This is a genomic window from Sulfitobacter maritimus, assembly GCF_013346665.1.
Taxonomy (GTDB): domain Bacteria; phylum Pseudomonadota; class Alphaproteobacteria; order Rhodobacterales; family Rhodobacteraceae; genus Sulfitobacter; species Sulfitobacter maritimus.
The window spans coordinates 469,976-492,034 of record NZ_JABVBB010000038.1 but is presented as its reverse complement, the minus strand read 5'-3'; the positions used below and the strand labels follow the sequence as shown (position 1 = coordinate 492,034).

At 58.8% G+C, this 22,059-nt stretch carries 17 protein-coding genes; 4 read left to right on the top strand and 13 right to left on the bottom strand.

The window, feature by feature from the left end; all coding sequences use genetic code 11:
* The first annotated feature begins 26 nt into the window (after nucleotides 1-26).
* The gene (locus HTT03_RS17170; RefSeq protein WP_174861005.1) at nucleotides 27-587 is read left to right on the top strand and encodes a type 1 glutamine amidotransferase domain-containing protein; all 561 of its coding nucleotides are present in this window, start codon (nucleotides 27-29) and stop codon (nucleotides 585-587) included.
* A gap of 49 nt (nucleotides 588-636) precedes the next feature.
* On the opposite strand, the gene HTT03_RS17165 is transcribed toward HTT03_RS17170, so the two are convergent.
* The 11 genes from HTT03_RS17165 to HTT03_RS17115 all read right to left on the bottom strand — a co-directional run bounded on the left by HTT03_RS17165 (nucleotide 637) and on the right by HTT03_RS17115 (nucleotide 15,975).
* The gene (locus HTT03_RS17165; protein WP_174861004.1) at nucleotides 637-1,743 is read right to left on the bottom strand and encodes a CaiB/BaiF CoA transferase family protein; all 1,107 of its coding nucleotides are present in this window, start codon (nucleotides 1,741-1,743) and stop codon (nucleotides 637-639) included.
* Nucleotides 1,740-2,711 (bottom strand): C45 family autoproteolytic acyltransferase/hydrolase, encoded by a 972-nt coding sequence (locus HTT03_RS17160; protein ID WP_174861003.1) that lies wholly within the window; start codon nucleotides 2,709-2,711, stop codon nucleotides 1,740-1,742. The genes HTT03_RS17165 and HTT03_RS17160 overlap by 4 nt, the downstream gene beginning before the upstream one ends.
* A 17-nt stretch (nucleotides 2,712-2,728) precedes the next feature.
* Nucleotides 2,729-4,186 (bottom strand): biotin carboxylase, encoded by a 1,458-nt coding sequence (locus HTT03_RS17155; protein ID WP_174861002.1) that lies wholly within the window; start codon nucleotides 4,184-4,186, stop codon nucleotides 2,729-2,731.
* A 17-nt stretch (nucleotides 4,187-4,203) separates the two neighbouring features.
* On the bottom strand, nucleotides 4,204-6,939 hold the full coding sequence (locus HTT03_RS17150; protein ID WP_174861001.1) for an aminotransferase class I/II-fold pyridoxal phosphate-dependent enzyme: 2,736 nt from the start codon (nucleotides 6,937-6,939) through the stop codon (nucleotides 4,204-4,206).
* A gap of 66 nt (nucleotides 6,940-7,005) precedes the next feature.
* Nucleotides 7,006-8,088 carry a carbon-nitrogen hydrolase family protein gene (locus HTT03_RS17145; RefSeq protein WP_174861000.1) on the bottom strand — a complete coding sequence of 361 codons (1,083 nt, stop codon included), beginning with the start codon at nucleotides 8,086-8,088 and terminating at the stop codon, nucleotides 7,006-7,008.
* Between the two features lie 67 nt (nucleotides 8,089-8,155).
* Nucleotides 8,156-8,587: a universal stress protein gene (locus HTT03_RS17140; RefSeq protein WP_174860999.1), complete on the bottom strand. Its 432-nt coding sequence runs from the start codon at nucleotides 8,585-8,587 to the stop codon at nucleotides 8,156-8,158.
* A 10-nt stretch (nucleotides 8,588-8,597) separates the two neighbouring features.
* Nucleotides 8,598-11,351 carry a TRAP transporter permease gene (locus tag HTT03_RS17135; protein ID WP_174860998.1) on the bottom strand — a complete coding sequence of 918 codons (2,754 nt, stop codon included), beginning with the start codon at nucleotides 11,349-11,351 and terminating at the stop codon, nucleotides 8,598-8,600.
* Nucleotides 11,352-11,455: 104 nt separating this feature from the next.
* Nucleotides 11,456-12,415 (bottom strand): TAXI family TRAP transporter solute-binding subunit, encoded by a 960-nt coding sequence (locus HTT03_RS17130; RefSeq protein WP_174860997.1) that lies wholly within the window; start codon nucleotides 12,413-12,415, stop codon nucleotides 11,456-11,458.
* Between the two features lie 202 nt (nucleotides 12,416-12,617).
* Nucleotides 12,618-14,219 carry an ABC transporter ATP-binding protein gene (locus tag HTT03_RS17125; RefSeq protein ID WP_174860996.1) on the bottom strand — a complete coding sequence of 534 codons (1,602 nt, stop codon included), beginning with the start codon at nucleotides 14,217-14,219 and terminating at the stop codon, nucleotides 12,618-12,620.
* On the bottom strand, nucleotides 14,216-15,031 hold the full coding sequence (locus tag HTT03_RS17120) for an ABC transporter permease (RefSeq protein WP_174860995.1): 816 nt from the start codon (nucleotides 15,029-15,031) through the stop codon (nucleotides 14,216-14,218). The genes HTT03_RS17125 and HTT03_RS17120 overlap by 4 nt, the downstream gene beginning before the upstream one ends.
* Nucleotides 15,028-15,975 (bottom strand): ABC transporter permease, encoded by a 948-nt coding sequence (locus tag HTT03_RS17115; protein ID WP_174860994.1) that lies wholly within the window; start codon nucleotides 15,973-15,975, stop codon nucleotides 15,028-15,030. Before HTT03_RS17115 ends, HTT03_RS17120 begins: the two co-directional genes overlap by 4 nt.
* A 249-nt stretch (nucleotides 15,976-16,224) precedes the next feature.
* On the opposite strand from HTT03_RS17115, the gene HTT03_RS17110 reads away from it, so the two are divergent.
* Nucleotides 16,225-16,662, top strand: coding sequence for a hypothetical protein (locus HTT03_RS17110; protein WP_174860993.1), 438 nt, complete (start codon nucleotides 16,225-16,227; stop codon nucleotides 16,660-16,662).
* A gap of 69 nt (nucleotides 16,663-16,731) precedes the next feature.
* Here the strand turns inward: HTT03_RS17110 and HTT03_RS17105 are convergent, their stop codons facing one another.
* The gene (locus HTT03_RS17105) at nucleotides 16,732-18,216 is read right to left on the bottom strand and encodes an ABC transporter substrate-binding protein (protein WP_174860992.1); all 1,485 of its coding nucleotides are present in this window, start codon (nucleotides 18,214-18,216) and stop codon (nucleotides 16,732-16,734) included.
* A gap of 152 nt (nucleotides 18,217-18,368) precedes the next feature.
* On the opposite strand from HTT03_RS17105, the gene HTT03_RS17100 reads away from it, so the two are divergent.
* Nucleotides 18,369-19,625, top strand: a complete 1,257-nt coding sequence (locus tag HTT03_RS17100) for an Hsp70 family protein (protein WP_174860991.1) — start codon at nucleotides 18,369-18,371, stop codon at nucleotides 19,623-19,625.
* A gap of 102 nt (nucleotides 19,626-19,727) precedes the next feature.
* On the opposite strand, the gene HTT03_RS17095 is transcribed toward HTT03_RS17100, so the two are convergent.
* Nucleotides 19,728-21,008, bottom strand: coding sequence for an acetylornithine deacetylase/succinyl-diaminopimelate desuccinylase family protein (locus HTT03_RS17095; RefSeq protein ID WP_174860990.1), 1,281 nt, complete (start codon nucleotides 21,006-21,008; stop codon nucleotides 19,728-19,730).
* 176 nt (nucleotides 21,009-21,184) lie between these two features.
* On the opposite strand from HTT03_RS17095, the gene HTT03_RS17090 reads away from it, so the two are divergent.
* On the top strand, nucleotides 21,185-22,036 hold the full coding sequence (locus HTT03_RS17090; protein WP_174860989.1) for a formate/nitrite transporter family protein: 852 nt from the start codon (nucleotides 21,185-21,187) through the stop codon (nucleotides 22,034-22,036).
* Nucleotides 22,037-22,059 lie beyond the last annotated feature (23 nt).

Here is a 22,059-nt window from a genome sequence, read left to right as displayed (position 1 = left end):
TTCAGAAGATTCAAAAGGAGACAGCAATGACCGATATCAACACTGCGAAAATCCTGATCCTCGCCACCGATGGCTTTGAGCAATCGGAGTTGGAAAAGCCACTGAAAGACCTACGGGATCGTGGAGCCACCGTGCGTGTGGCCAGCCCCGAAGGCGACGAGATTAAAGGTTGGGACAAAGATGACTGGGGCAACAGCATCCCCGCCGATCTTGCTCTGGCCGATGTAAAGGTCGAGGACTATCACGCCATTGTCCTGCCGGGCGGTCAGATCAACCCGGACTTGCTGCGGGTGAACAAAGACGCCGTTTCGCTGATCCGCAAATTCCATGATAGCGGCAAGACGGTGGCCGCAATCTGCCACGCTCCGTGGTTGCTGATTGAGGCGAGCGTCATCGAAGGGCGCAAGGCCACCTGCTATCCCTCCATCGCGACAGACGTGAAGAACGCGGGCGCGAAATATGAAGACAGCGAGGTCGTGACCGACCAAGGCATCGTAACCAGCCGGTCGCCAGATGATCTGGACGCTTTTGTGTCCAAGATCGTCGAAGAGATCGAAGAAGGCAAACACGAGCGCAGAGCAGCCTAACTCGATCCATGTTGAAAGAGATTGCCCCCGGCATCGTCGCCGGGGGCTTTTATGTTAGATCGTCGGGGGTCAGGCCGATCTCAGCCAGCACCTCGGCAGTATCCCCTCCTATCGCACGCGGCGCTGTGGGCATCCGTGGATTGTGGGCTCCGAAGCGCGGCGCATAACCAGATTGCGGCACGCCCTGCACCTCGACCAGATTGCGCCGGGCCGCCATTTGCGGATGATTTGGCGCTTCGGAAAAGCTGAGAACAGGGGCCACGCAGGCATCTGTCCCATCGAAATGCGCCGCCCATTCGTCCCTTGTTCGGGTGGCGAAAAGGGCGGCAAACTCAGCGCTTCGCGCGGTCCAAGTTGCCCTGTCATTTTGAGTGCTGAGGTATTCCGCAGGCAGTTCTAGCCGCTCCAGCAAAATGGCAAAGAACTGCGGCTCTAACGCGCCTACAGCAATGAATTTCCCGTCTGAACATGTGTAGCAGCGGTAGAAGGGCGCGGCGCCATCAAGCCAGTTCGACGCACGCTCTTCGGTCCATGCCCCCTGCGCCAGCATCCCGTGGATCAGCCCCATCATCGCAGGCACACCGTCGACCATAGCCGCATCGACGGTTTGCCCCTTGCCCGTGACGCCACGTTCGATCACCGCTGAAAGGATGCCGAACAATAAAAACATCGTGCCGCCGCCATAGTCTGCCGCCAGATTAAGCGGCGGCACAGGCGGCGTGTCTTTCGACCCCATCGCATGAAGCGCGCCGGTCAGGGCCAAATAGTTGATGTCGTGCCCTGCTCTTTGCGCCCAAGGTCCTGTTTGCCCCCAGCCCGTCATGCGGCCATAGATCAGGCGCTCGGGACAGTCCTCTGGCCCGAGACCAAGACGCTCCATCACACCGGGGCGGAAGCCTTCGATCAGCACGTCACAGGAGGCAATCAGCCGCTTGGCGGCCGCCAAACCCGAAGGCGATTTTAGATCCAAAACGACCGAGCGCTTGCCGCGACGGTTGATTTCAGACGGATCGGCAGGGGCGGCTTTGCGGTCCACCGTGATTACATCGGCCCCCAGATCCGCCAGCAACTGCCCCGCCAGCGGCGCCGGGCCAAGACCGGAGAATTCGACAACTCTTAAAGAGGCCAATGGCCCTGTGCGCGTCCCGTCGTTCATGCGGCCCCCGGCATCAGCACTTCCCGCGCTCCTTCGTTGAAGTCAGAGAGAGACAGCGACCAGACCGTCCCCGGCCAACGCAATTCCATCTCGCGTTTACGGGGCCGGTACACGGCTGTGTAAAGCGTGCCAAAGCCCGCTTTAAAGGCGGTAGAATAGAGCGGGGGTTTCAGGAAAGCGTTGATGAACTTCTCCTCCGGGTCGCGGTGCAGACGCAAACGTTGCAGCAAATAACGCTCGCGCTCAACCGTCGCAGTAAAGCGAGCGTGACTGACCCATTCGACGTTCTCCTGATGGTTCGTCGCCACCGCAGCGCGGGTGATTACCGCAGGCCGATCCGGCGCCATCATGGCCGTGATGTAGTTGCGTTTGCGGTCAAGCACGGTGACGTTATAGCTCATATGCGTCGGCACGCGGGCCAGCACCTCGCTCGCTTGCTCTGTCGTCTCGCAGGTCTGCAAAACATAGCGCAGGATCAGAGGCACGCCAAAGCCATCGCCCACCACACGCCGCCCGCCAAAGGTCAGCGATATCGCCAACCCGGCATCATTCACCCCATCGACCAAACCCCAAAGCCCATCCGATGTCCCCATAACCTGACGCCCCTGCCAATTGGTCCGCAGCACCATCGCGTCAAAGGATTTGGGATTGTAGTCATAGTTACGCACCATGACAGGCTCCTTGCCCGCCCAGATCGCTTGGCTACAGGCTGCCAGATAGGGGGGCAAACAGTAGAAACTCAGGAACCGAGCCGCATGATCGCCGCCACCCGCGAGGGTGCAAAGCTCGTCATACAGCGGCAGCATCTCGGGCATGTGCTTACCCAAGGCGCGGCGGCATTGGGCATAGGTCGGCCGCGCGGCCTCACCTTCCTTTAGCCACCACGCGTGGTAGTCCGGCCAATAGGCCGCGAAGAGACCGGCCCACTTGGGGCCGGGCTGATCTTCGGACAGTGCGCGCCAGTACATCGCGGCCTTTCATCTTGCTACAGGATCTTGAACGCCGGGTCCGAAAACTCCGGTCCGGCAGAAGCAGAGGGAATGGGTTTGCCGTCCACGCTGCGCTTGATCCCGTGAATCCACTTTTTCGCCCGCTCATTCAACTGGAAAGACTTCGTCATCGAACGACCCCGCGTCACAAGGATACCGATGTCGGCCCCCTCATAGCGGTAATCACCCGGTTGCAGGATACGCAGGAAGAAGGCTTCGTTCTCGCTCTCCACCGCCCGGCGGTGGTAATCGAAGCGGTCAAAGACCACGCTGCCGTCCTCCTTCATCTTGTAAATGCCGGTCTCGGGCGCTTCGGTGCAGATGTCGACGCTGTCATCGGTGTGTTTGATGACCATCTGGCTCCACCCGTCGATATTCTGAGGATCGGCCCAGCGGGCGTTTAATTCGTCCACATCAAGGTTGAACTTCTTTTTCGAGAACTCCAGCAAGTGGAACAGGAAGAGCGGTGCGTCGGCATGGGCAAAAGCGGCGTGGTTGGTCATCGAAGAGGCGCCGGTGATGCGCGGGTTTAGCTCGCCGAGCCACAAGTCACCGGTCTTTTTGTCGATCAGGAAATCCAACTCGAAATAGCCGCGATAGCCTTCCTTGCGCAGCTGCTCACCGAACTTGAACGTCAGATCACGCGCCTTCTCGCGCACCTTGGGCGGGAAAGCTGTGGCGAGGATTTCATTGCCACACCAGCCGCCGCGATAGGGCGTCAGTTCCTTGAAGCCTACGAGTTCGGTCATCAGCGGGCCAACGATCGTGCCTTCTTTGGTGGCGCAAGCCTCAATCGCGGCACCACGACAGTCAATCCGCTTCATGATCTTGATCTCACCTTCACCGACGATCTCGCTCTCATGGCGGCGGAAGTCAGCTTCGGATTTGATAAAGAACGTCGTGTGCCCGCTGTCGCCATAGGCTGATTGCAGCACCAGATCATTGCCAATCCCTGCCTTTTCACAGGTCTTTTTCAAATCCTCATAAGACTTTACTTCGGCCAGCACATTGGGCACCGATGGCACGCCGGCCTTGTTGCCGATGCGCACGGTCTCGATCTTGTTGTCCATCGATTGGCGCAGTTTGGCCTTCGGGAACCAGACTTCGGCGCCAAGCTCTTTGGATAAGCGCTCGGTTTCTTCGTCGAACATCAAGAAGACAAACTTGGGCTTGCCGCCGCGGCGCTTGATGAAGTCGATGACCTCTTTGTGCTGCAGGAGGTAGTTGTTGATATCCTCAATGCTCTGGAACTCCGCGTGCGGCTGTTCCGAGGGGCAAAAGACGTTGGGATGTTTGCCGCCGTAGCAGTCGATGTAGCAGATATATTTGAAGTTCTTCACCCATTCATCCAGGCCCAACAGGTTAAAATTGGTGGCCGAGATGAAATAAACAGGGTCTTCGTTTCGATGAAAGAACCGGCGGATTTCAGAGATATTCTTAAGTACTGTTGCCATGTCGTAGGTCCTTTTGGTCAAACGGGTGAAGAAGAAAGGTCTTTGCCGCGCACGCGGTTGAGCGCCTCGGAGGTGAAGACACGCAGACCCAGATCGGGCCGGTATCCGTGGATCTCGCTCACGTCCAAGGCGCGCATGAAATCGAGAATTCCCTGACTGACGACCTGTCCGGGGACGAGGATCGGAAAGCCGGGCGGATAGGGGATGATGAAACTGGCCGAGACCACGGTATCGCCCGCGTCCATCGCCTCTTGCAGCGAGCCGTTGAGATCGAGGTAGTCACAGTTCTTCTCATCATAGGCGAGGAAGAAGGCCGTGCGGATGTCGCCTTCGGGCGTGTCAGCAGCGCGGAAGGCATCGTGGAAGCAGCTGAAATCCGGCAGCGGTGGGTAGTTTTCCATCAGGTTGGTGACGCGGCGATCAAAGGACAGACGCTCCATCCGGCTGGCATCATCCAACAGATCGTCGAGTGATTTGGCGATCTCGACCAATACTTCGATCAGATAGGCGACCGAGGAGCGCGTGGTGCCGATGTTGGTCATGAACAGCACGGTATTGCGCGAGGTCTTGTTGATCTGGATGCCGTATTTATCCATCAAAATCTGCGTCTTGAAGGTATCGCCATCCCAGCCGGTGCCGCCCACGGCCAAGGTCACGCGGGTTGCGTCGAGCACGAATTCATCCTGCTCCCAACAATCCCACATATCAGTCCAGCCCTGCTCCACGTCGTAATAGCTGGTCACGCCGCTTTCGCGGTGCGGCTCTGGGATCATGTCTCCGGCGGAAAGCACTTTGAAATACTTCCGCAAGAGGGGATGCTCGCTGATCGCACGGCGCATCGACATCGCGGCTTCGACCTGCCGCTGTACGAACTCGAACCCTTCAAGCTCGACCTGACGCCGCCCCACGTCCAGCGAGGCGATGATCTGGTAGTTCGGCGAGGTGGAGGTGTGGGTCATATAGGCTTCGTGGAAGCTCTGCTCGACCTCGCCTTTGAAGTCTTGGTCATTAACGTGAATCATCGACCCTTGACGCAGCGAGGTCAACGTCTTGTGGGTCGACTGCGTGGCATAGGCCCGCACCCGCGCCTGTGGTGGCGGAATCAGACGGGTGTTGAGTAGGGTCTCGTCGTCCGCGTCCTTCAGCGTCTTTTGCTGTGCCTCATAGGCGTCGGCATGGGCCTCGGACTTGAACTTCTCCCGCAGCACATTGGCCGCGTTCATTGCGGTGCGCTGACGATATGTGGGACTAAACCGGGCGAATGCGAACCATGCCTCGTCCCAGAGGAAGATGAGATCGGGCTTAATTGCCAGACATTCCTCCATGACTTGCTCGACGTTATAGACCAGCCCGTCGAAGGTGCAGTTGGTCAGCAGAAGCATCCGCACACGGTCGAGCTTGCCTGCGGCCTTTAGCTCCAGCAGCCGCTCCTTGATCTCCCGCAGCGGTACGGCGCCGTACATCGAGTATTCGTTGAGAGGATAGCTATCGAGGTAGCTTACCTGCGCGCCCGCCAGCACCATGCCGTAGTGGTGCGACTTGTGGCAGTCGCGGTCGACCAGCACGATATCACCGGGCCGCACCAGCGCCTGCACGACGATTTTGTTGCAGGTTGAGGTGCCATTGGTGGCGAAAAACGTCTGTTTAGAGCCGAAAGCGCGGCTCGCCAGTTCCTGCGCCTCTTTGATCGGACCACTCGGTTCCAACAGACTGTCGAGCCCGCCGGAGGTGGCGGACGTCTCGGCCAAGAAGATATTAGGGCCATAGAACGCCCCCATATCCTGAATCCAATGGCTGCGCGTGATCGACTTGCCGCGGCTGATGGGCATGGCGTGGAAAACCCCGGTGGGCTGTTTTGAATACTCCACCAGCGCTGTGAAAAACGGTGACTTATTCCGTGCCTGCACCCCCCGCAGGATATTGAGGTGCAACTCCATAAAGTCTTCTTGGTTGTAGAAAACCCGCCGACAAATCCCCAAATCGAGCCCCGCGATATCCTCGACCGAGCGTTCGGTGACCAGATAGGCATCCAGTTCAGGCCGCACTTTAGCGATCATCCGGCAGAGTTCCGGGCCGTAGCTCTCAGGCTCCAGCGCGTCGATCTCATCCCGGCCCCCTGCGCGCGCGAGGTAGCGAGTCAATATAGACTGATCCACCTTTGATTTCAGCGTCAGCCCCGGACGCACGACGATCGCTTGAATGTTGTGGTTAAACATGACTGCGATCAAGGCGTCTTCGAGGCTCGGCACCACGACGGCTTCATAGATGAACGGGTCTTCGGTGCGGCGCATCCGGGTAACGTTGCTGCGCAGCCAGCGCTCTTGATGCTCGTTCACATTGTCGACGATGAGCACTTCGAAATAGGGTTTAGCCAAGGCGCGTGCTTCAGGCGGCAGCATCGCCTCGTCGTCATGCTCGTCCTGATCCAGACTGTCGCGCTCCAGCGGGATCGTGCGACGGCGATATGCGCCGGTGGTCAAGGCGCGGGTCACGCGGTTCACCGCAAAGGCTAGATCTTCGAAATTGCCATGGGCGAACTGGCGGCGCATGTGATCAAAGGCGCTCATGCCGGGGAAGGCCCAATAGGGCTCGATCAACGCCAGCGAGTCAAACAGCGCCTCGATTTCCTCGCGCACTTGCGCCGCGGCCTTGCCCTTCGGGTCGCGCGACATGGCGGCGGCGGCGGCGCGCAGGGCGCTCCACCGATCCGACCGCAGTTGAATGGCCGAGGAATAGTCGTTCATAGAATGCATCAGTCGTCCTCTGCTGAAGGGCCGACCGATGCTTCAGGTCACGCTTTGCGCGACCCTCGCCCCGGCCTAGCCGCTGGTATGTTCGTTCAGCCCGGGCGTTTCGGGCGTTGTCTCTGGATCGGGCATCGCCGCGGCGGGGGCTGCGGGCGCCGGTGTTTGCGCCACCTCAGGCGCCGTACCGGCGGTGGGGCTGGCAAGCGGCTCAGGTGGGAAACCGTTCTTGCCTTTGTAAGTTGGAATTTCGGCGGGCACCTGTTGGCCCGGCACGTCGACATGCAGACCAGCGCGGGAGCCTTGCTGTGGAACTTCAAGCGGGCCAAGCGTGTGCAGGAAGGCATCCGCGCCGCTGTCGCGGTCATAGACCGGGAAGTCGACCGGACGGTCGCGGAAGGATTTGAGCAACTGCCCCAGTCCCTTGATCCCCGTCTCACGCTGACGGCGCACCATGTTGAGATCAATCTCAATCGGGAACATGTCCTCCTGCCCCGCCGACTGATGCAACACCATCGAGGTTGGATCGACGACACATGATTTGCCGACACCGCCAGCGCCCAGACCATTCACGTCAAAGATATAGCACTGGAACTGCGCCGCCGTCGCCCGTGCGATAGCAAGTTCCGCATCGCGGTCGGTGGTGCCGGTCAGCACCGGATGCAGCAACACTTCCACACCCTGTGAAGTCAGCTGCCGCGTCGTTTCAGGGAACCACATGTCATAGCAGATCGACAGGCCAAATCGGCCCACATCCGGCACATCGAAAATGCAGAATTCATTGCCTGCGGCGATCCCTGCCTCATAGGGGCGGAAGGGGAACATCTTGGCATAGCGGCGCACCACCTCGCCTTCGGGATTGATGACGACCGAGGTGTTGTAGACGCGGCCATCTTCGGGATGCTTCAGGAACATCGAACCGGGGATCAGCCAGACCCGATGTTTGCGCGCGGCGGCCTGAAACTGCTCAATCGTCTCATTCTCTGGCGGCAGGGCAAAGCGGTCCAGCGGACCGAAAGGCGCCAGTTCAGAGAACAGCACCATCTGCGTCCAAGGGAACCGCGCCATCAGAATGTCGAGCCGCTGGATCATGCCGTCGACATTGGGCTGCAAGGCATTGACGTACATCTGCACGCCGGCAATCGCAAAGGGGGTCATGCGTGAATACTCCGAACAACGCGGCGCAATGGACCATTTCCTTGCTTATCTCCGCGACGCACGTTTCTTACGCCCTCACGACCAAAACGGAAACAGGCGAACGGCGCACAATGCGGTCGGCATTGGACCCGACAAGGAATTCGCGCAGACTGTCGGGATGCTCAGAGCCCATAACCACAAGATCAGCGTTTGATTTCTTTATCGTTTTCAGCGCTTCACGGTGGATCTTGCCGAATTTGAGGTGCTGCTTCACCTTTACGTCATCTGGCACTTCCTGCTCGACCAGACGCTCAAGCGCTTTGGCCGCCCGTCCTGTGGCCTGTTTTTCATAATCCGCCGGGAAGAACCCTTCGACGAGCGGCGTGCCCATGTCTGGCACGACCGAGAGGATATGTAGCGTGCCTTTGGACAGGCGGATCATATCAATCGCCTGTGGCAGCGCTTTTTCCCAAGATTTGGGGTCGCTTAGGTCAACCGTCAGCAAGATATTGTCAAACATGGCGCTCTCCTCAGGCTGTCGCGGGCTTGCGAGTGTCACGCGCAGCACGGCCCCGTTGTAAGAAGACGACCAGCGCCAGCAGCAGCAGCGCGGGAATAAACATCCAGTATTTGCTGGGTTGCGGCATCGGCTTGAGCACGCGCAGCACCTCTTGGTCCCAATCAAGGCCCGCGCCCTGTGCCGGGCTGTCATAGACCACATCGTCGATGATCATCTTGTCGCCGTCCTCGCGGAACATCAGGCCAGCGGCTTCGAGTTTCTCAGCCCCGGTTTCCCCCGCGCCGATGGGCAGCAGCGCGACAAACTCCAATGGATCGCCTAAATCATTCACGCCAGATACCCGCAGCCGCAGCCGTTCGCCGGCTGGCGTTTCTTCAGCCGCTTGGACAATTTCGGTTGGGGCTTCTTCGCTATAGGGCGGATAGATCATGTCCATCCAAAAGCCCGGACGGAACAGGGTAAAGGCGATGAGCAAGAGCGCGATGGTTTCGTAAAACCGGTTGCGGGCAAGGAACCAACCCTGCGTGGCCGCCGCAAAGAGCAGCATCGCAATGGTGGCCACGACAAAGATAAACAGCCCCTGCCCCCATGTAACACCAATCAGCAGCAACTCCGTGTTAAAGATAAACAAGAACGGCAGCGCGGCAGTGCGCAGCGAGTAGAAGAAGGCCACCAGACCCGTGCGGATCGGATCACCGCCCGACACGGCAGCGGCGGCGAAACTCGCCAAGCCCACCGGCGGGGTCACGTCCGCCATGATGCCAAAGTAGAACACGAACAGGTGTACCGCGATCAGCGGCACGATCAGCCCGTTCTGCTGGCCCAGCGTGACAATCACCGGCGCCAACAGCGCAGAGACGACGATATAGTTCGCCGTGGTGGGCAGGCCCATGCCAAGGATCAGCGACAAGATCGCCGTCAGGAAGAGGATCGCAAGGATATTGCCGCCCGAGAGCACCTCGACCACATCCGCCAGTGCCGAGCCAACGCCGGTCTGGCTCACTGCGCCGACGATGATACCAGCTGTCGCCGTAGCGATGCCGATCCCGATCATGTTACGCGCGCCGGTGACCAGCCCGTCGATCAGGTCAAGAATTCCTGCTTTCACATCGTTCACAAACTGGCTCTCGCCCCGGAACATCGCCATCAAGGGGCGCTGCGTCAGCAGAATAAAGATCATATAGGCCGCTGCCCAAAAGGCCGACAGACCGGGCGACAGACGGTCCACCATCAGCGCCCAGACCAGCACGACCACCGGCAGGATGAAATGCAGGCCAGACCGCGCAGTCGGGCCGGGCATCGGGAGGGACGTCACCTCGGCATTCGGGTCGTCCAATTTCAGCGGCTCTTCCTTGCTCGCCACGTATAGCAGCCCGACATAAACCGCCGTGAGGAAGACAAAGATGATATAGCCCGCCGTTTCCGGGAAGGCGGGGCGGATCCAGCCCATCAGATAGTAAACCGCGAAAGACAGTGCGCAGATCGCGATAATTGCAAAGGCGATGCCAATGAGCTGCTGCACCAGCGGCTTGGGCGTATAGGCACGCGGCAGACCCTGCATCCCGGCCTTCATCGCCTCAAGATGCACGATGTAGACCAGCGCGATGTAGGAAATCACCGCAGGCAGAAAGGCGTGTTTGACCACGTCGAAATAGGGGATGCCGACATATTCGACCATGAGGAAGGCCGCAGCCCCCATCACGGGCGGCATGATCTGCCCGTTGACGGAGGACGCCACTTCGACCGCGCCTGCCTTCTCGCTGGAGAAACCGACCTTCTTCATCAGTGGGATGGTGAAGGTACCGGTCGTGACCACATTGGCGATTGAAGAGCCGGAGATAAGGCCGGTCATCGCCGAGGCCACAACCGCCGCCTTGGCCGGACCGCCGCGCATATGGCCCATGAGGCTAAAGGCGACTTGAATGAAGTAATTGCCCGCCCCTGCCCGATCCAACAGCGAACCAAAGAGTACAAAGAGGAACACAAAGGAGGTCGACACCCCGAGCGCGATGCCAAAGACGCCTTCGGTGGTGATCCACTGGTGGTTCACGATCTCGCTCAGGCTGTTGCCCTTATGCGCGATGATGCTGGGCATATAGGGGCCAAGCACGGTGTAGAAAAGAAAGACGCTCGCCACGATCATCAGCGCCGGACCAAGGGCGCGGCGGGTGGCTTCGAGCAGGATTAACAGTCCGGTAACCCCTGCGATATAGTCTGGCAGGATCGGCGCGCCGACGCGGTTGGCGATATCACGGTAAAAGATAAAGAGGTACAACGCGCAGAATGTACCAACGATGGCCAAGGCCCATTCCCAGATCGGAATGCGGTTCTTGGGCGAGCCGAGCAACACTGTCGCGATCACAAAAGCGGCGGGGATCGGAATCCACCAGATAGCGGTGGAATCCTTGGTACTCGCCATAAAGAGCGCGGCGAGCACGATGGGAACGATCACGCCAAGTGCCACCTGAAAACTGGTGCGTGTGGCCGGGAAAACCATAATGCCAAGGAAAACGGCAAAGCCCAGGTGGATAGAGCGGGCCAACGTGTCATTGAACAGACCGAAGGGCGATGCGATGTAGAGTTGAAACAGTGACCAAGCCAGCGCGACGAGCAACAGCAAAGTGCCCATAAACCCGGCGACAGAGCGTCCGCCGGTATCAGAAGAAGCGACAAGTTCGTCCAGTTCCGCTTGGCTTAACCCGCCTCGGTCACCGGTCGCGGCGGTTTCGACGGCCGCCGCCTGTTGCTGGTCCTTCTCTGACATATCGTCCCCCTGTCAGCCCCGTCTTAAGACGGGTGCTTATATTGTTCTTCCTCGGGTCTCTGACGGCAGCGTACCGCCGCCAGAGCTATCATGTCACGGATAGATTACTCGAGCCAACCTTGCTCTTTGTAATACTTCTCTGCACCGGGGTGCAGCGGCGCGGAGAGACCGCCAGAGATCATTTCTTCTTCGGTCAGGTTTTCAAAGGCCGGGTGCAGACGCTTGAAACGGTCGAAGTTGTCGAACACGGCTTTCACAACCTGATAGACCACATCGTCTTCCACATCGGCGGAGGTCACGAATGTCGCTTTCACGCCGAAGGTTTTCACGTCTTCGTCGGTGCCCTTGTACATGCCGCCCGGCACGGTGGCCTCGGCATAGTAGGGGTTGTCGTCGATCAGACCTTGGATCGCGTCACCTTCAACGGGGATCAGCTTGGCGTCGATGGTCGACACGGCTTCTTGGATGGAGCCATTGGGGTGGCCCACGGTGTAGATGATCGCGTCAACTTTGTTGTCGCCCAGAGCAGCAGCTTGCTCTGCGGGCTTCAATTCGGAGGCCAGCGCGAAATCGTCCAGCGTCCAGCCTTTGGCGTCCATCACGACTTCCATGGTGGCGCGCTGACCGGAACCGGGGTTGCCGATGTTGACGCGCTTACCTTTGAGGTCGTCAAAAGTCTCGATACCGCTGTCGGCACGGGCGATCACGTTGAACGGCTCACCATGCACAGAGAAGACCGCGCGCAGGTTGTCGAACTTGTCGCCTTCGAACTGCGAAGAACCGTTGTAAGCGTGGAACTGCCAGTCGGACTGGGCCACGCCCATGTCCATATCGCCTGCCTTGATCGCGTTGATGTTGGCGATGGACCCGCCGGTCGACGGCGCAGTGCATTTCAGGTTGTGATCCGCGGTGCCGCGGTTCACCAAACGGCAGATCGACTGGCCGACGACGAAGTAAACGCCCGTCTGGCCACCGGTGCCGATGGTGATGAACTTTTCCTGAGCCATGGCCGCAGTGCCGGCCACCATGGCACCGGTCATCGCGAGCATTTTGAACATTTTCATAAGATGTCTCCCATTGTTATATTGGCGATCCCCCCTTTAGGCGGACGCCATTGCATGCACAAGTAGAGCGCCAGGACGATTATGCAATTGAACCGCCGAGGGAAATTCCACTTTGCGTGGAGGGCCAGATGCCAGCCGCGCCCGCAGTGCGGGAATCTCACCACTACGTTAGGACGCTTTTTCTTTTCAATCAATCGGCCCGTTATCCTGCGGCCAAAGACAAGTCCGGCAACACCGGCGCGGCCGCGATCAACGCTTGGGTATAAGGATGCTGTGGCGCGTCGAAAACCTGCCCAGTTTCGCCCGCTTCGACGATCTGCCCAGATTTCATGACCAAGACCCGATCTGTCACGCTGCGCACCACCGATAGATCATGCGAGATAAAGAGGTAGGTCAGGTCGTAATGACTACAAAGGTCGGCCAGCAGATCGAGAATCTGCGCCCGAACAGACACATCAAGCGCACTTACGGCCTCATCAAAGAGGATCAACTCTGGCCGGATGATTAGGGCGCGGGCAATGGCGATCCGCTGGCGCTGGCCGCCGGAGAACTCATGGATGTATTTCCGTGCGTCTTTGGGTGTAAGCCCTACAGCGGTCAGTGCTTCATCAATGGCGCGGGTCCGTTCGGCCCCCTGCGGTGCGTTGTCGAGCAGATGAAAAGGCTCAGTCACCAGCCGGTCCACACGGTGGCGCGGGTTAAAACTGCCGAAGGGATCTTGGAACACCACTTGCAATTTGCGCCGCACGTCGAGGTTGGGCTTCGTACCTGTAAAGACAGGTTGCCCATCCAACAGGATGCTCCCTTCTTGCACGGGCTCAAGACCCAAGATTGCCCGCGTTAGGGTCGATTTTCCGCAACCGGACTCACCAACCAGCCCCAGACGCTCGCCTCGGTTAAGCGTAAAGCTGACGTTATCTACGGCGCGAAAATGTCCCGGCTGGCCAAAGAGCGTTTTGCGCGGCAGGCGGTAATCACGACAGACGTCTTTGACCTCCAGCAAAGGCATAGGCGCCGGTGCTTCTGGCAGGTCGACCTCATGACGCGAAGCCTCAAACAGCATTTTCGTATAGGGATGACGCATGTCGCGCAGAAGGCTTTGCGTTTCACCTTGCTCGACGATCTGACCTTTGCGCATAACGACAATGCGGTCGGCCATATCTGCGACGACAGCGAGGTCATGTGTGATCATCAACAGCCCCATCCCATCTTCCCGGGCCAAGCGGGTGAGCAGTTTCAGGATCTGTGCCTGTGTGGTGACATCCAAGGCGGTCGTCGGCTCATCAGCAATCAGCAGACGGGGGCGCAGGGCGATGGCAATCGCGATGACCACGCGCTGGCGCTGCCCACCGCTAAGTTCATGCGGATAGCGCGAGAGGGGGAAACGGTCTTGCGGCAGTCCGACGCGGGCTAACGTATCGGCAGCACGGGCCTCTGCCTCAGCGCGCGATACACTCGGTTCATGCACGCGGATGGTTTCAGCCACTTGACGGCCAATGGTCTGCACCGGGTTCAGCGCGGTCATCGGCTCTTGAAATACCATGCCGATGTCATTGCCACGGACACCGCAAAGCGCAGCTTCGCTCATCTGTGTCAGGTCGTCATCGCCCAACATAACGTGGCCGCTGGTCGTCGTGCCTTTGGGCAACAGCTGCATCGCGGCTAGCGCGGTCATTGATTTGCCTGAGCCGCTTTCGCCGGTCACCGCTACGATTTCTCCCGGCGCGACAGAGAAGGTGACACCGTCCAGAATGCGCAGCCCATGGATCGACAGCGATAAGTTGGAAACACTTAACAACGTCATGTGCGTGCCACCCTCAATCGCGGGTCAAGCAGATCGCGCAATCCGTCGCCCATCAGGTTCAGCCCCAGCACCGTGAGGATGATCGCGAAACCGGGCATTAACGCCATATGCGGCGCAATGCTCACCATCGTCTGCGCATCAGCCAGCATCCGCCCCCAAGAGGGCAAGGGCGGCTGTGCGCCAAGGCCGACATAGCTCAGCCCCGCTTCGGCAAGGATACCGAGCGAGAACTGAATGGTCCCCTGCACGATCAACAGATTGGCAACATTGGGCAGGATATGCTCCGCTGAAATACGCGCGGCAGATTTGCCTGCAACCCGCGCGGCAAGGATGAACTCGCGCTGCCAAAGCGACAGGGCTGCACCGCGGGTGATCCGCGCAAAGACGGGAATGTTAAAGATACCGATGGCAATGATCGCATTGATCGCTCCGGCACCGAACACCGCTGTGATCAAGATGGCGATAACGATGGCCGGAAACGCGAAAACCAGATCATTGCCGCGCATGATGACCTCATCCACAAGGCTCCCGCGCCGCGCAGCCGCCCAAAGCCCCAGCGGCACACCCGCCCCCATGCCGATCCCCACCGCCACCAAAGCCACGGCGATGGAGGTACGCGCACCGACCATGATCATGCTCAAAATATCGCGCCCGAAGTGGTCTGTCCCCATGGGGTGGGCCAACGAAGGCCCGCGCAGCTTATTCGCGATGTCGAGCCCGGCATAGTCATAAGGCGTCCAGACAAAGGAGATCAGCGCGGCCAAGAGAAAGATCGACGTCAGCGCGGCACCAAGTAGCAGATTGCGATTCATGTGCGCGCCCTCAGCCGAGGGTCGACGGCGCCATAGGCCAGATCAACGAGGAAGTTCACCAAGATTACCGAAAAGACCAAGAGCATCACGACCGACTCGACCACGATCAGATCCCGCGCCGAGATTGACTGAAACACCAGACGCCCAAGGCCCGGCAGGTAAAAGACTTGCTCGATAATAATCGACCCAGCCAGCAGGAAAGAGAACTGCAAGCCGATGATCGTCAGCACCGGAATCAGCGCATTGCGAAGCCCATGTCGCCAAAGTGCCTGTCGCGCGGTCAGCCCCTTGGCCCGCGCGGTCCGCATGAAATCTTCGTCTAACACATCCAGCAAGGCCGAGCGCATGACCCGCGCAAGGATCGCCGCCTGCGGCAAAGCCAGCGCAATCGCAGGCAAGGTCAGCGCGTGCAACCCAGCAAAGAGGCCTTTGTCCCAACCGACAAAACCGCCCGCTGAGAACCAGCGCAGATTGATTGAGAAGATCAGCACGAGGATCATCGCAAACCAGAAGTTCGGCACCGCCACCCCCAGTTGCGTGGCCCCCATGACCCCAACATCACCCGCTTGTCCCCGGCGTGAGGCTGCAAAGATACCTGCCGGGAACGCAACAAGGATCGACAGCGCCAGCGCATAGAGCGCCAAAGGCACGGAGACCCACAGCCGATCTCCGATCATTTCAGTGACTGGTGTGCGATAGGTGTAAGAGGTGCCAAAATCCCCCTGTAGCATGCCGCTGACCCATTCGAGATACCGTTCCGGCCGCGACTGATCGAGCCCCAGTTCAGACCGCAATGCCGCCAGTGTTTCAGGCTGGGCGTTCAGGCCTAGCATAAAGGATGCCGGATCGCCCGGTGCCACTTCGATCACGACGAAAATCACCAGCGAGGCAACGGCCAGACTGATGAGCAATGAGAGAAATCGTTTCGTCGCATATCGTAGCATGGCGCGACGTTAGGCGGCGCGGCTCAGAGGGTCCAGAGGGGACGATAACTTTGACCAGTGTCGCGAGGCGCATGGGACACAATTGTGCTGTCACGGCGGCGTGAGCCAAAGATCGCCCAGATTTTAACAAACAACTCCAACCTGTTAGTCATTTTTCCGGACACCGTACCTTCATTCACAAAATGTGTTGGGAACCAACCACCGATGACCGGGTTGTGCTGGGGAGAACAGCGAAACAGGAGAAAAAGAATGAAAACGACACTGAAAACACTTGCGATCGCCGGCCTTACGGGCACCGTTTCCGCACCCGCCTTTGCCGCAGCGCACCTGGACATGGCAACCATGACCTGCGCGCAGTATAAAGAATTGAGCGATGCAGATAAAATGGAAGTCGCATCGATGGCAATCGCCGAGCTGGAAACCAGCGACAGCGAAGGTTCCCTGATCACAGAGACCAAAAACGACGGCACCGAGCCGAGCGACACGACCGCTGCTGAGGCCACCGATGCCGAAGAGACCGAAGATTCGTTGATCGACAACACGAAAGCTGTCGAAGACTCTGAAGAAGCCGACGAAATGGCTGATACCGAGATGGAGCAGGAGATGGAAGATTTCGCCGTCGTCTGCGACCAGAACCCTGACGCATTGGTCAGCGAAGCTGCTGCGGGCCTGCGCGGCAAAAACTGATAGTCAATCTATTTGACGACGAAGGGCGCGCTATCCAGCGCGCCCTTTTTTTGTGCTAAGCCTGAGAAATTATTCAGCCCAGCGAACTGCCGTTAGATCGGTGGCCTGCGTTGGCGCATTGGTCCACAGGCCTTGCACTTCTGCTTTGGCGATGGTCGGAAAGGCCAGCTGAAACAAATAGCCATTCACGTAATCCTCAGCGATTATCGTCTGCGCCTTGGCAAGCATATCGCTGCGCTGCGCCGGGTCGGCGGTTTTGTTGAACTCGGCCATCAGAGCCTGAAACTCAGGGTTGTCATACTGAAAATAGTAATCCGGATTGGCATAGACGCCGATATCCATAGGTTCGGTATGGCTTACGATAGACAGGCCGAAATTCTTGCCTTTGAACACGGTCTCCAACCACTGCGCCCATTCGACATTGGTGATCTGCGCTTTGATGCCTACCTCCGCCAATTGCGCAGCAATGATCTCTCCGCCACGGCGGGCATAGGACGGTGGGGGCAGGTGCAGGGTTGTTTCAAATCCATCTTCAAAACCGGCTTCGGCCAAAAGCGCTTTCGCCTTTTCGGGGTCATAGTCGCTCATCTCGGTCAGATCGACATAGTCCGGGTTGTGCGGTGCAAAGTGAGTGCCGATTGGGGTTCCGTACCCAAACATCGCACCGTCAATAATCGCCTGCCGGTCAATGGCATGGGCCACGGCCTCCCGCACTTTGATATCATCAAAAGGCGCCTGCTTGTTGTTCATCGACAGGATGGTCTCACCTTCGGTCGAGCCGATTAAGACTTGAAACCGTGGGTCCGCCTCAAACTGCGGGATGTTTTCTGGGGCGGGAAAACCGGCGAAAACATCGACATCTTCTGCCATGACGGCGGCAAAGGCAGCGGTGGGGTCTGAGATGAACTTGAACGTCGCACCGGTTAACGCAGGCGCCTCCCCCCAATAATTGTCGTAGCGCGAGAGCGTAATCTTGTCGCCTTGGCTCCAGTCGTCAAATTTGAATGGGCCGGTCCCAATGGGCGTTTGTTTGATCCCCTCAATACTCTCGGGCGCGACGATCACTGCATCACCCCATGCCAGATTGAACAGCATATTGCCGTTCGGTTCGCTCAAGGTAATTTCCACGGTCTGGGGGTCGGTGACCTTCACCTCTGAGATAGAGGAATAGAGCGCCTTTTGCGCATTTGCACTATCTTCGGCGTTGATCCGGTCGAGCGTGAATTTCACATCTTCGGCGTCCATTGTGGTGCCATCGTGGAATGTGACGCCTTCGCGCAGTTTGAACGTGTAGGTCAGCCCGTCCTCGGAAATATCCCAAGATGCAGCCAGCCCCGGCACGACGGAGCCGTCCCCCATGAAACGGGTAAGACCTTCGAAAACGTTCGAATAAAGCACCGAGTCAATCGCCCCGGCCGCCGCAGAGGTTGGATCAAGATGCGGTGGCTCAAGCTGTAGGGCGACGGTGATATCGTCTTTGGCCCAAGCGCCAGTGGCGGCAATGGCCAAGGCAACGGCTGCCCCCCCGGTCATCAGGCTTTTGAAACGGTTCATGATTTGCTCCCAAGTTGTCGTGTTTTTTCGAAGGCTAGCCAAAAGCTGTGGGCGGCGCCAGCGTTCGTTGCCAAGCGCAGTTAAGGAGGGTATCGCCCGGCCTTTGCAATGGCGCTCGCTGACCGGCGAGATCGTGACGACAGGAGAAGACCATGGCGACGCTTGGTATCGATTTCGGAACTTCCAACACTGCCGCTGGTATCGCACCGGACGGGGTCCCACGTCTCATTGCATTGGAAGCCGATGCGCAGACGCTACCAACTGCGGTCTTTTTTGATGCCGAGGCCAAAGAGATGCTTCTGGGCGCGGCAGCGTCAGAGGCTTTGCTTGCCGGAGCCGAGGGGCGTTATATGCGCGGCTTAAAGAGTTTGCTCGGCACCAGTCTCATGCGCGAGAAACGCCTGCTTTTGGCTGAGCGCTTGGATTTTATCGACATTGTCGCGCGCTTTCTTGCAAGGGTGAAGGACCGGGCCGAGGCGGCGACGGGTCAACAGTTTACCGCAGCGCTTTCAGGACGCCCGGTGCGGTTTCATTCCGCCAATGACAGGCGTGATGCGCAGGCGCTCGAAGATTTGCGCGAAGCCTATGCTCGGGCGGGGTTTGACCGGGTGGATTTCATGAATGAGCCCGAAGCCGCAGCGCTGGCCAACCGCCAAGCCCTGCGCCCCGGGGATTTGGGTCTGGTGGTCGACATCGGCGGCGGCACATCGGATTTCACACTTTTCCGCCAAGGCGGCACTGACGAGATCGACATTCTGGCCAGTTATGGAATCCGGTTGGGCGGCACCGATTTTGACCGGTCTTTGTCGATTGGCCGGGTGATGCCGCAATTGGGTATGGGCAGCGAAATCCGGCATAGCTTTGGCGACGGCACCCATCTTGCGCCCAATGCGATTTTCAATGACCTCGCGACCTGGGCCAAGATACCTTTCCTCTACGGGCCAGAGACACGGCGCGCCGCGGCGGATCTGCTGAAATACGCAGAGCACCCCAAGAGGTTGGCGCGCTTGGTCAAAGTGTTGGACGAAGAACTGGGCCATGATCTGGCCTTTGCGGTTGAGGCCGGAAAAATCCGCGCGAATGAGGCCGAGGGCGAGGCAGAGCCGGTTATAGATGTCTCAATGTTAAAACCCCGCGCAACCCTGCCCTTGCCCCGCGACTGGGTGCGCAAACGGCTTGATCCACTGGCCCAGCAGATCGGCATGGCGGCGGAAACGACTTTGCAAAAAGCGGAGATAGACCCGGCGGCGGTGGATCGTTTGATCTTTGTCGGCGGGTCCAGCCTTATGCAGGTGGTTGAGGCTGCTCTGCGCGAACGGTTCCCCCGTGCTGAATTGCATCGCGGGGCGGCATTAACGGCGATTGTGGAAGGGTTGGCGCTGTGCAGTTCGATGGATGTGCGGGGCTAACCGCAAATGTCCCGCCCGGGGAGAGGGCGGGATGCGGTATTTTTAAAAGGATGAAGATAGGGCGGTAGCGCTCGGTCTTGGACGCGGGATGTGCCGCAACGGTTAGGCTTGGGGCAGGAGCAGGGATTCGAGCGCGGCGGCCATGACTTTGGCGGAATCCATCATATCGTCGATACCAATGTATTCGTCGGGTTTATGCGCCAACTCCAAAATGCCGGGGCCATACGCGATGCAGTTTTTGAGCTTGCCGATCCTGTCGATGTGCTTTTGGTCATAAGTGCCAGGGGAGGCGACATATTCCGCTGTTTTGCCCATAACATCCTGAATCGCGCGGGAAACGGTTTGTACCACTGGCGCTTCGCGGTCGGTCATTGAGGGCAGCACGGCGTTGAGTTCGGTCAAGGTGTAGTCAAAATCCAGCCGGCTGGCGCGGAGGCCTTCGAGCAGGTCGGTCACCTCGTTGCGCACTTGGTCGAGCGGCTCTTCTGCTAAGAACCGTCTGTCGATCACAATGCGGCAGGAATCGGGGACGCAATGGGCAGGCAGACCGTCGAAATCTTCGGCCTGCTCGGCTTGGCCGCCATGGATTGAGTTGATGTTCATGGTCGAGGACCGCGCGCCCTCGGGGACAACGGGCATATCGGTGTGCCGTGCGGCCATGGCGGGGAAGAGCTTGTCTTCGAATTCATGCAGCACCGCGCCCATATGGCGCACGGCGCAGTCACCCAGAAAAGGCATGGAGCCGTGGGCGATCTCACCTTTGGTTTCGATCTCGGCCCACCAGCCACCGCGGTGGCCAAGGCAAATGCGGTCTTTGTGCAGCGGTTCGGGAATGATGACGTGCTGCACCTTGGTGGGATTAAAGAACCCCTGCTCCGCCAGATAGGCTACGCCGCCGTAACCGCCGGATTCCTCATCCGCGGTGCCAGAGATTTCAATCGCGCCTTCAAAATCGGGATGTGTTTCGATGAAGGCTTCGGCGGCGATGATAGATGCGGCCAGTCCGCCCTTCATGTCACAGGTGCCGCGCCCATAGATCTTGCCGTCAGAGATTTCGGCACCGAAAGGATCGAAAGTCCAGCCTGCGCCAACTTCGACCACGTCAGTGTGGCTGTTGAAATGAACGCATTCCCCGCTGCGCACGCCCTCTCGGCGGGCGATGATGTTCCAACGAGGGTATTTCTCGCTGTCACCGGGGGTGCCATGGGCGCGGATCAACTGTGTCTCAAACCCATGCGTTGACAGGCGGCGGTCAAGATATTCGCAGATCGCCAGATAATCTTGCCCGGGTGGGTTGAGGGTCGGGATCCGGATGAGATCTTGGGTCAGCGCGATCAGGTCGTCACGCTTGGCATCGATGGCGGATGAGGTTCTACTGGTCATGGGGCGCATGTTTGATCGGCTTTGCGGGATTAGCAAGACCCTCGCATCGAAATCACTGAAACAGATGGGATAAGTGCCCTGTGCGAGAGTGACAGTACGGCTCCGCCTGACCTTTTTTCTGTCAGATGTCTCAGTCCGCGCTAAGTTTCTCTTGTCCATATATTCAGGAAAAACGCATGGCCCCTTTGATCCGGAACAAACCCCCGCAGTCCGCCGTGTCGGAAGCCGCCGAGGAACGTTCTGTCAGCAACGCGGCGGCGCTGTCGCCTAAGCTGATCTATGAAGTGATCCGGCGCGAAGGGCGCAATGAGCTTAACCGCACCAACCGCTCTGTGATCTGGTCCGGTATCTCTGCGGGTATGCTGATCAGTCTTTCGGTGCTGGGGGAGGCGATCTTTCGTACCTATCTGCCGGAAGCAGGGTGGCGGTATCTGGTTGAAAATATCGGCTATTCGCTTGGTTTTATTGCGGTGATCATGGGGCGGATGCAGCTTTTCACCGAGAACACGATCACTACCGTCTTGCCGCTCATGCAGGAACGCAGCTTGGGTATTTTGGCCAGCGTCGCCCGACTTTGGACCGTGGTGTTAAGCGCCAACGTCGTCGGGGCATTCGGGGCTGCCGCGCTTTTCATTTTCACGCCCGCGATCCCGGCAGAGGTTTTGCCGGCCATGATTGCGCTGTCGGAACATGCGACAGGAATGGAGCCCATCGAAGGGTTTTGGCGCGGCATTCCTGCGGGGGTGATTGTGGCGCTGATCGTCTGGATGCTGCCTGAGGCCGATGAGGCGGCATTTTTTTTAATCTTAACCTTCACTTGGCTGATCGCCGCGGGGGATTTCACCCATATTGTCGCAGGGTCCGTAGAGATGGCTGTGCTGGTGCTTAACGGCAGCCTTGGCGGGATGCAGGCGATTTTTGGGTTCTTCTTGCCGGTGCTTCTGGGCAACATTATCGGCGGGACGCTGATCTTCACCCTTGTAGCTTGGGGGCAGGTTCGCGACGATGTGGAAGAGAGTGAAGATTAGGTTTTCGCCCCTCCGACCGGCTT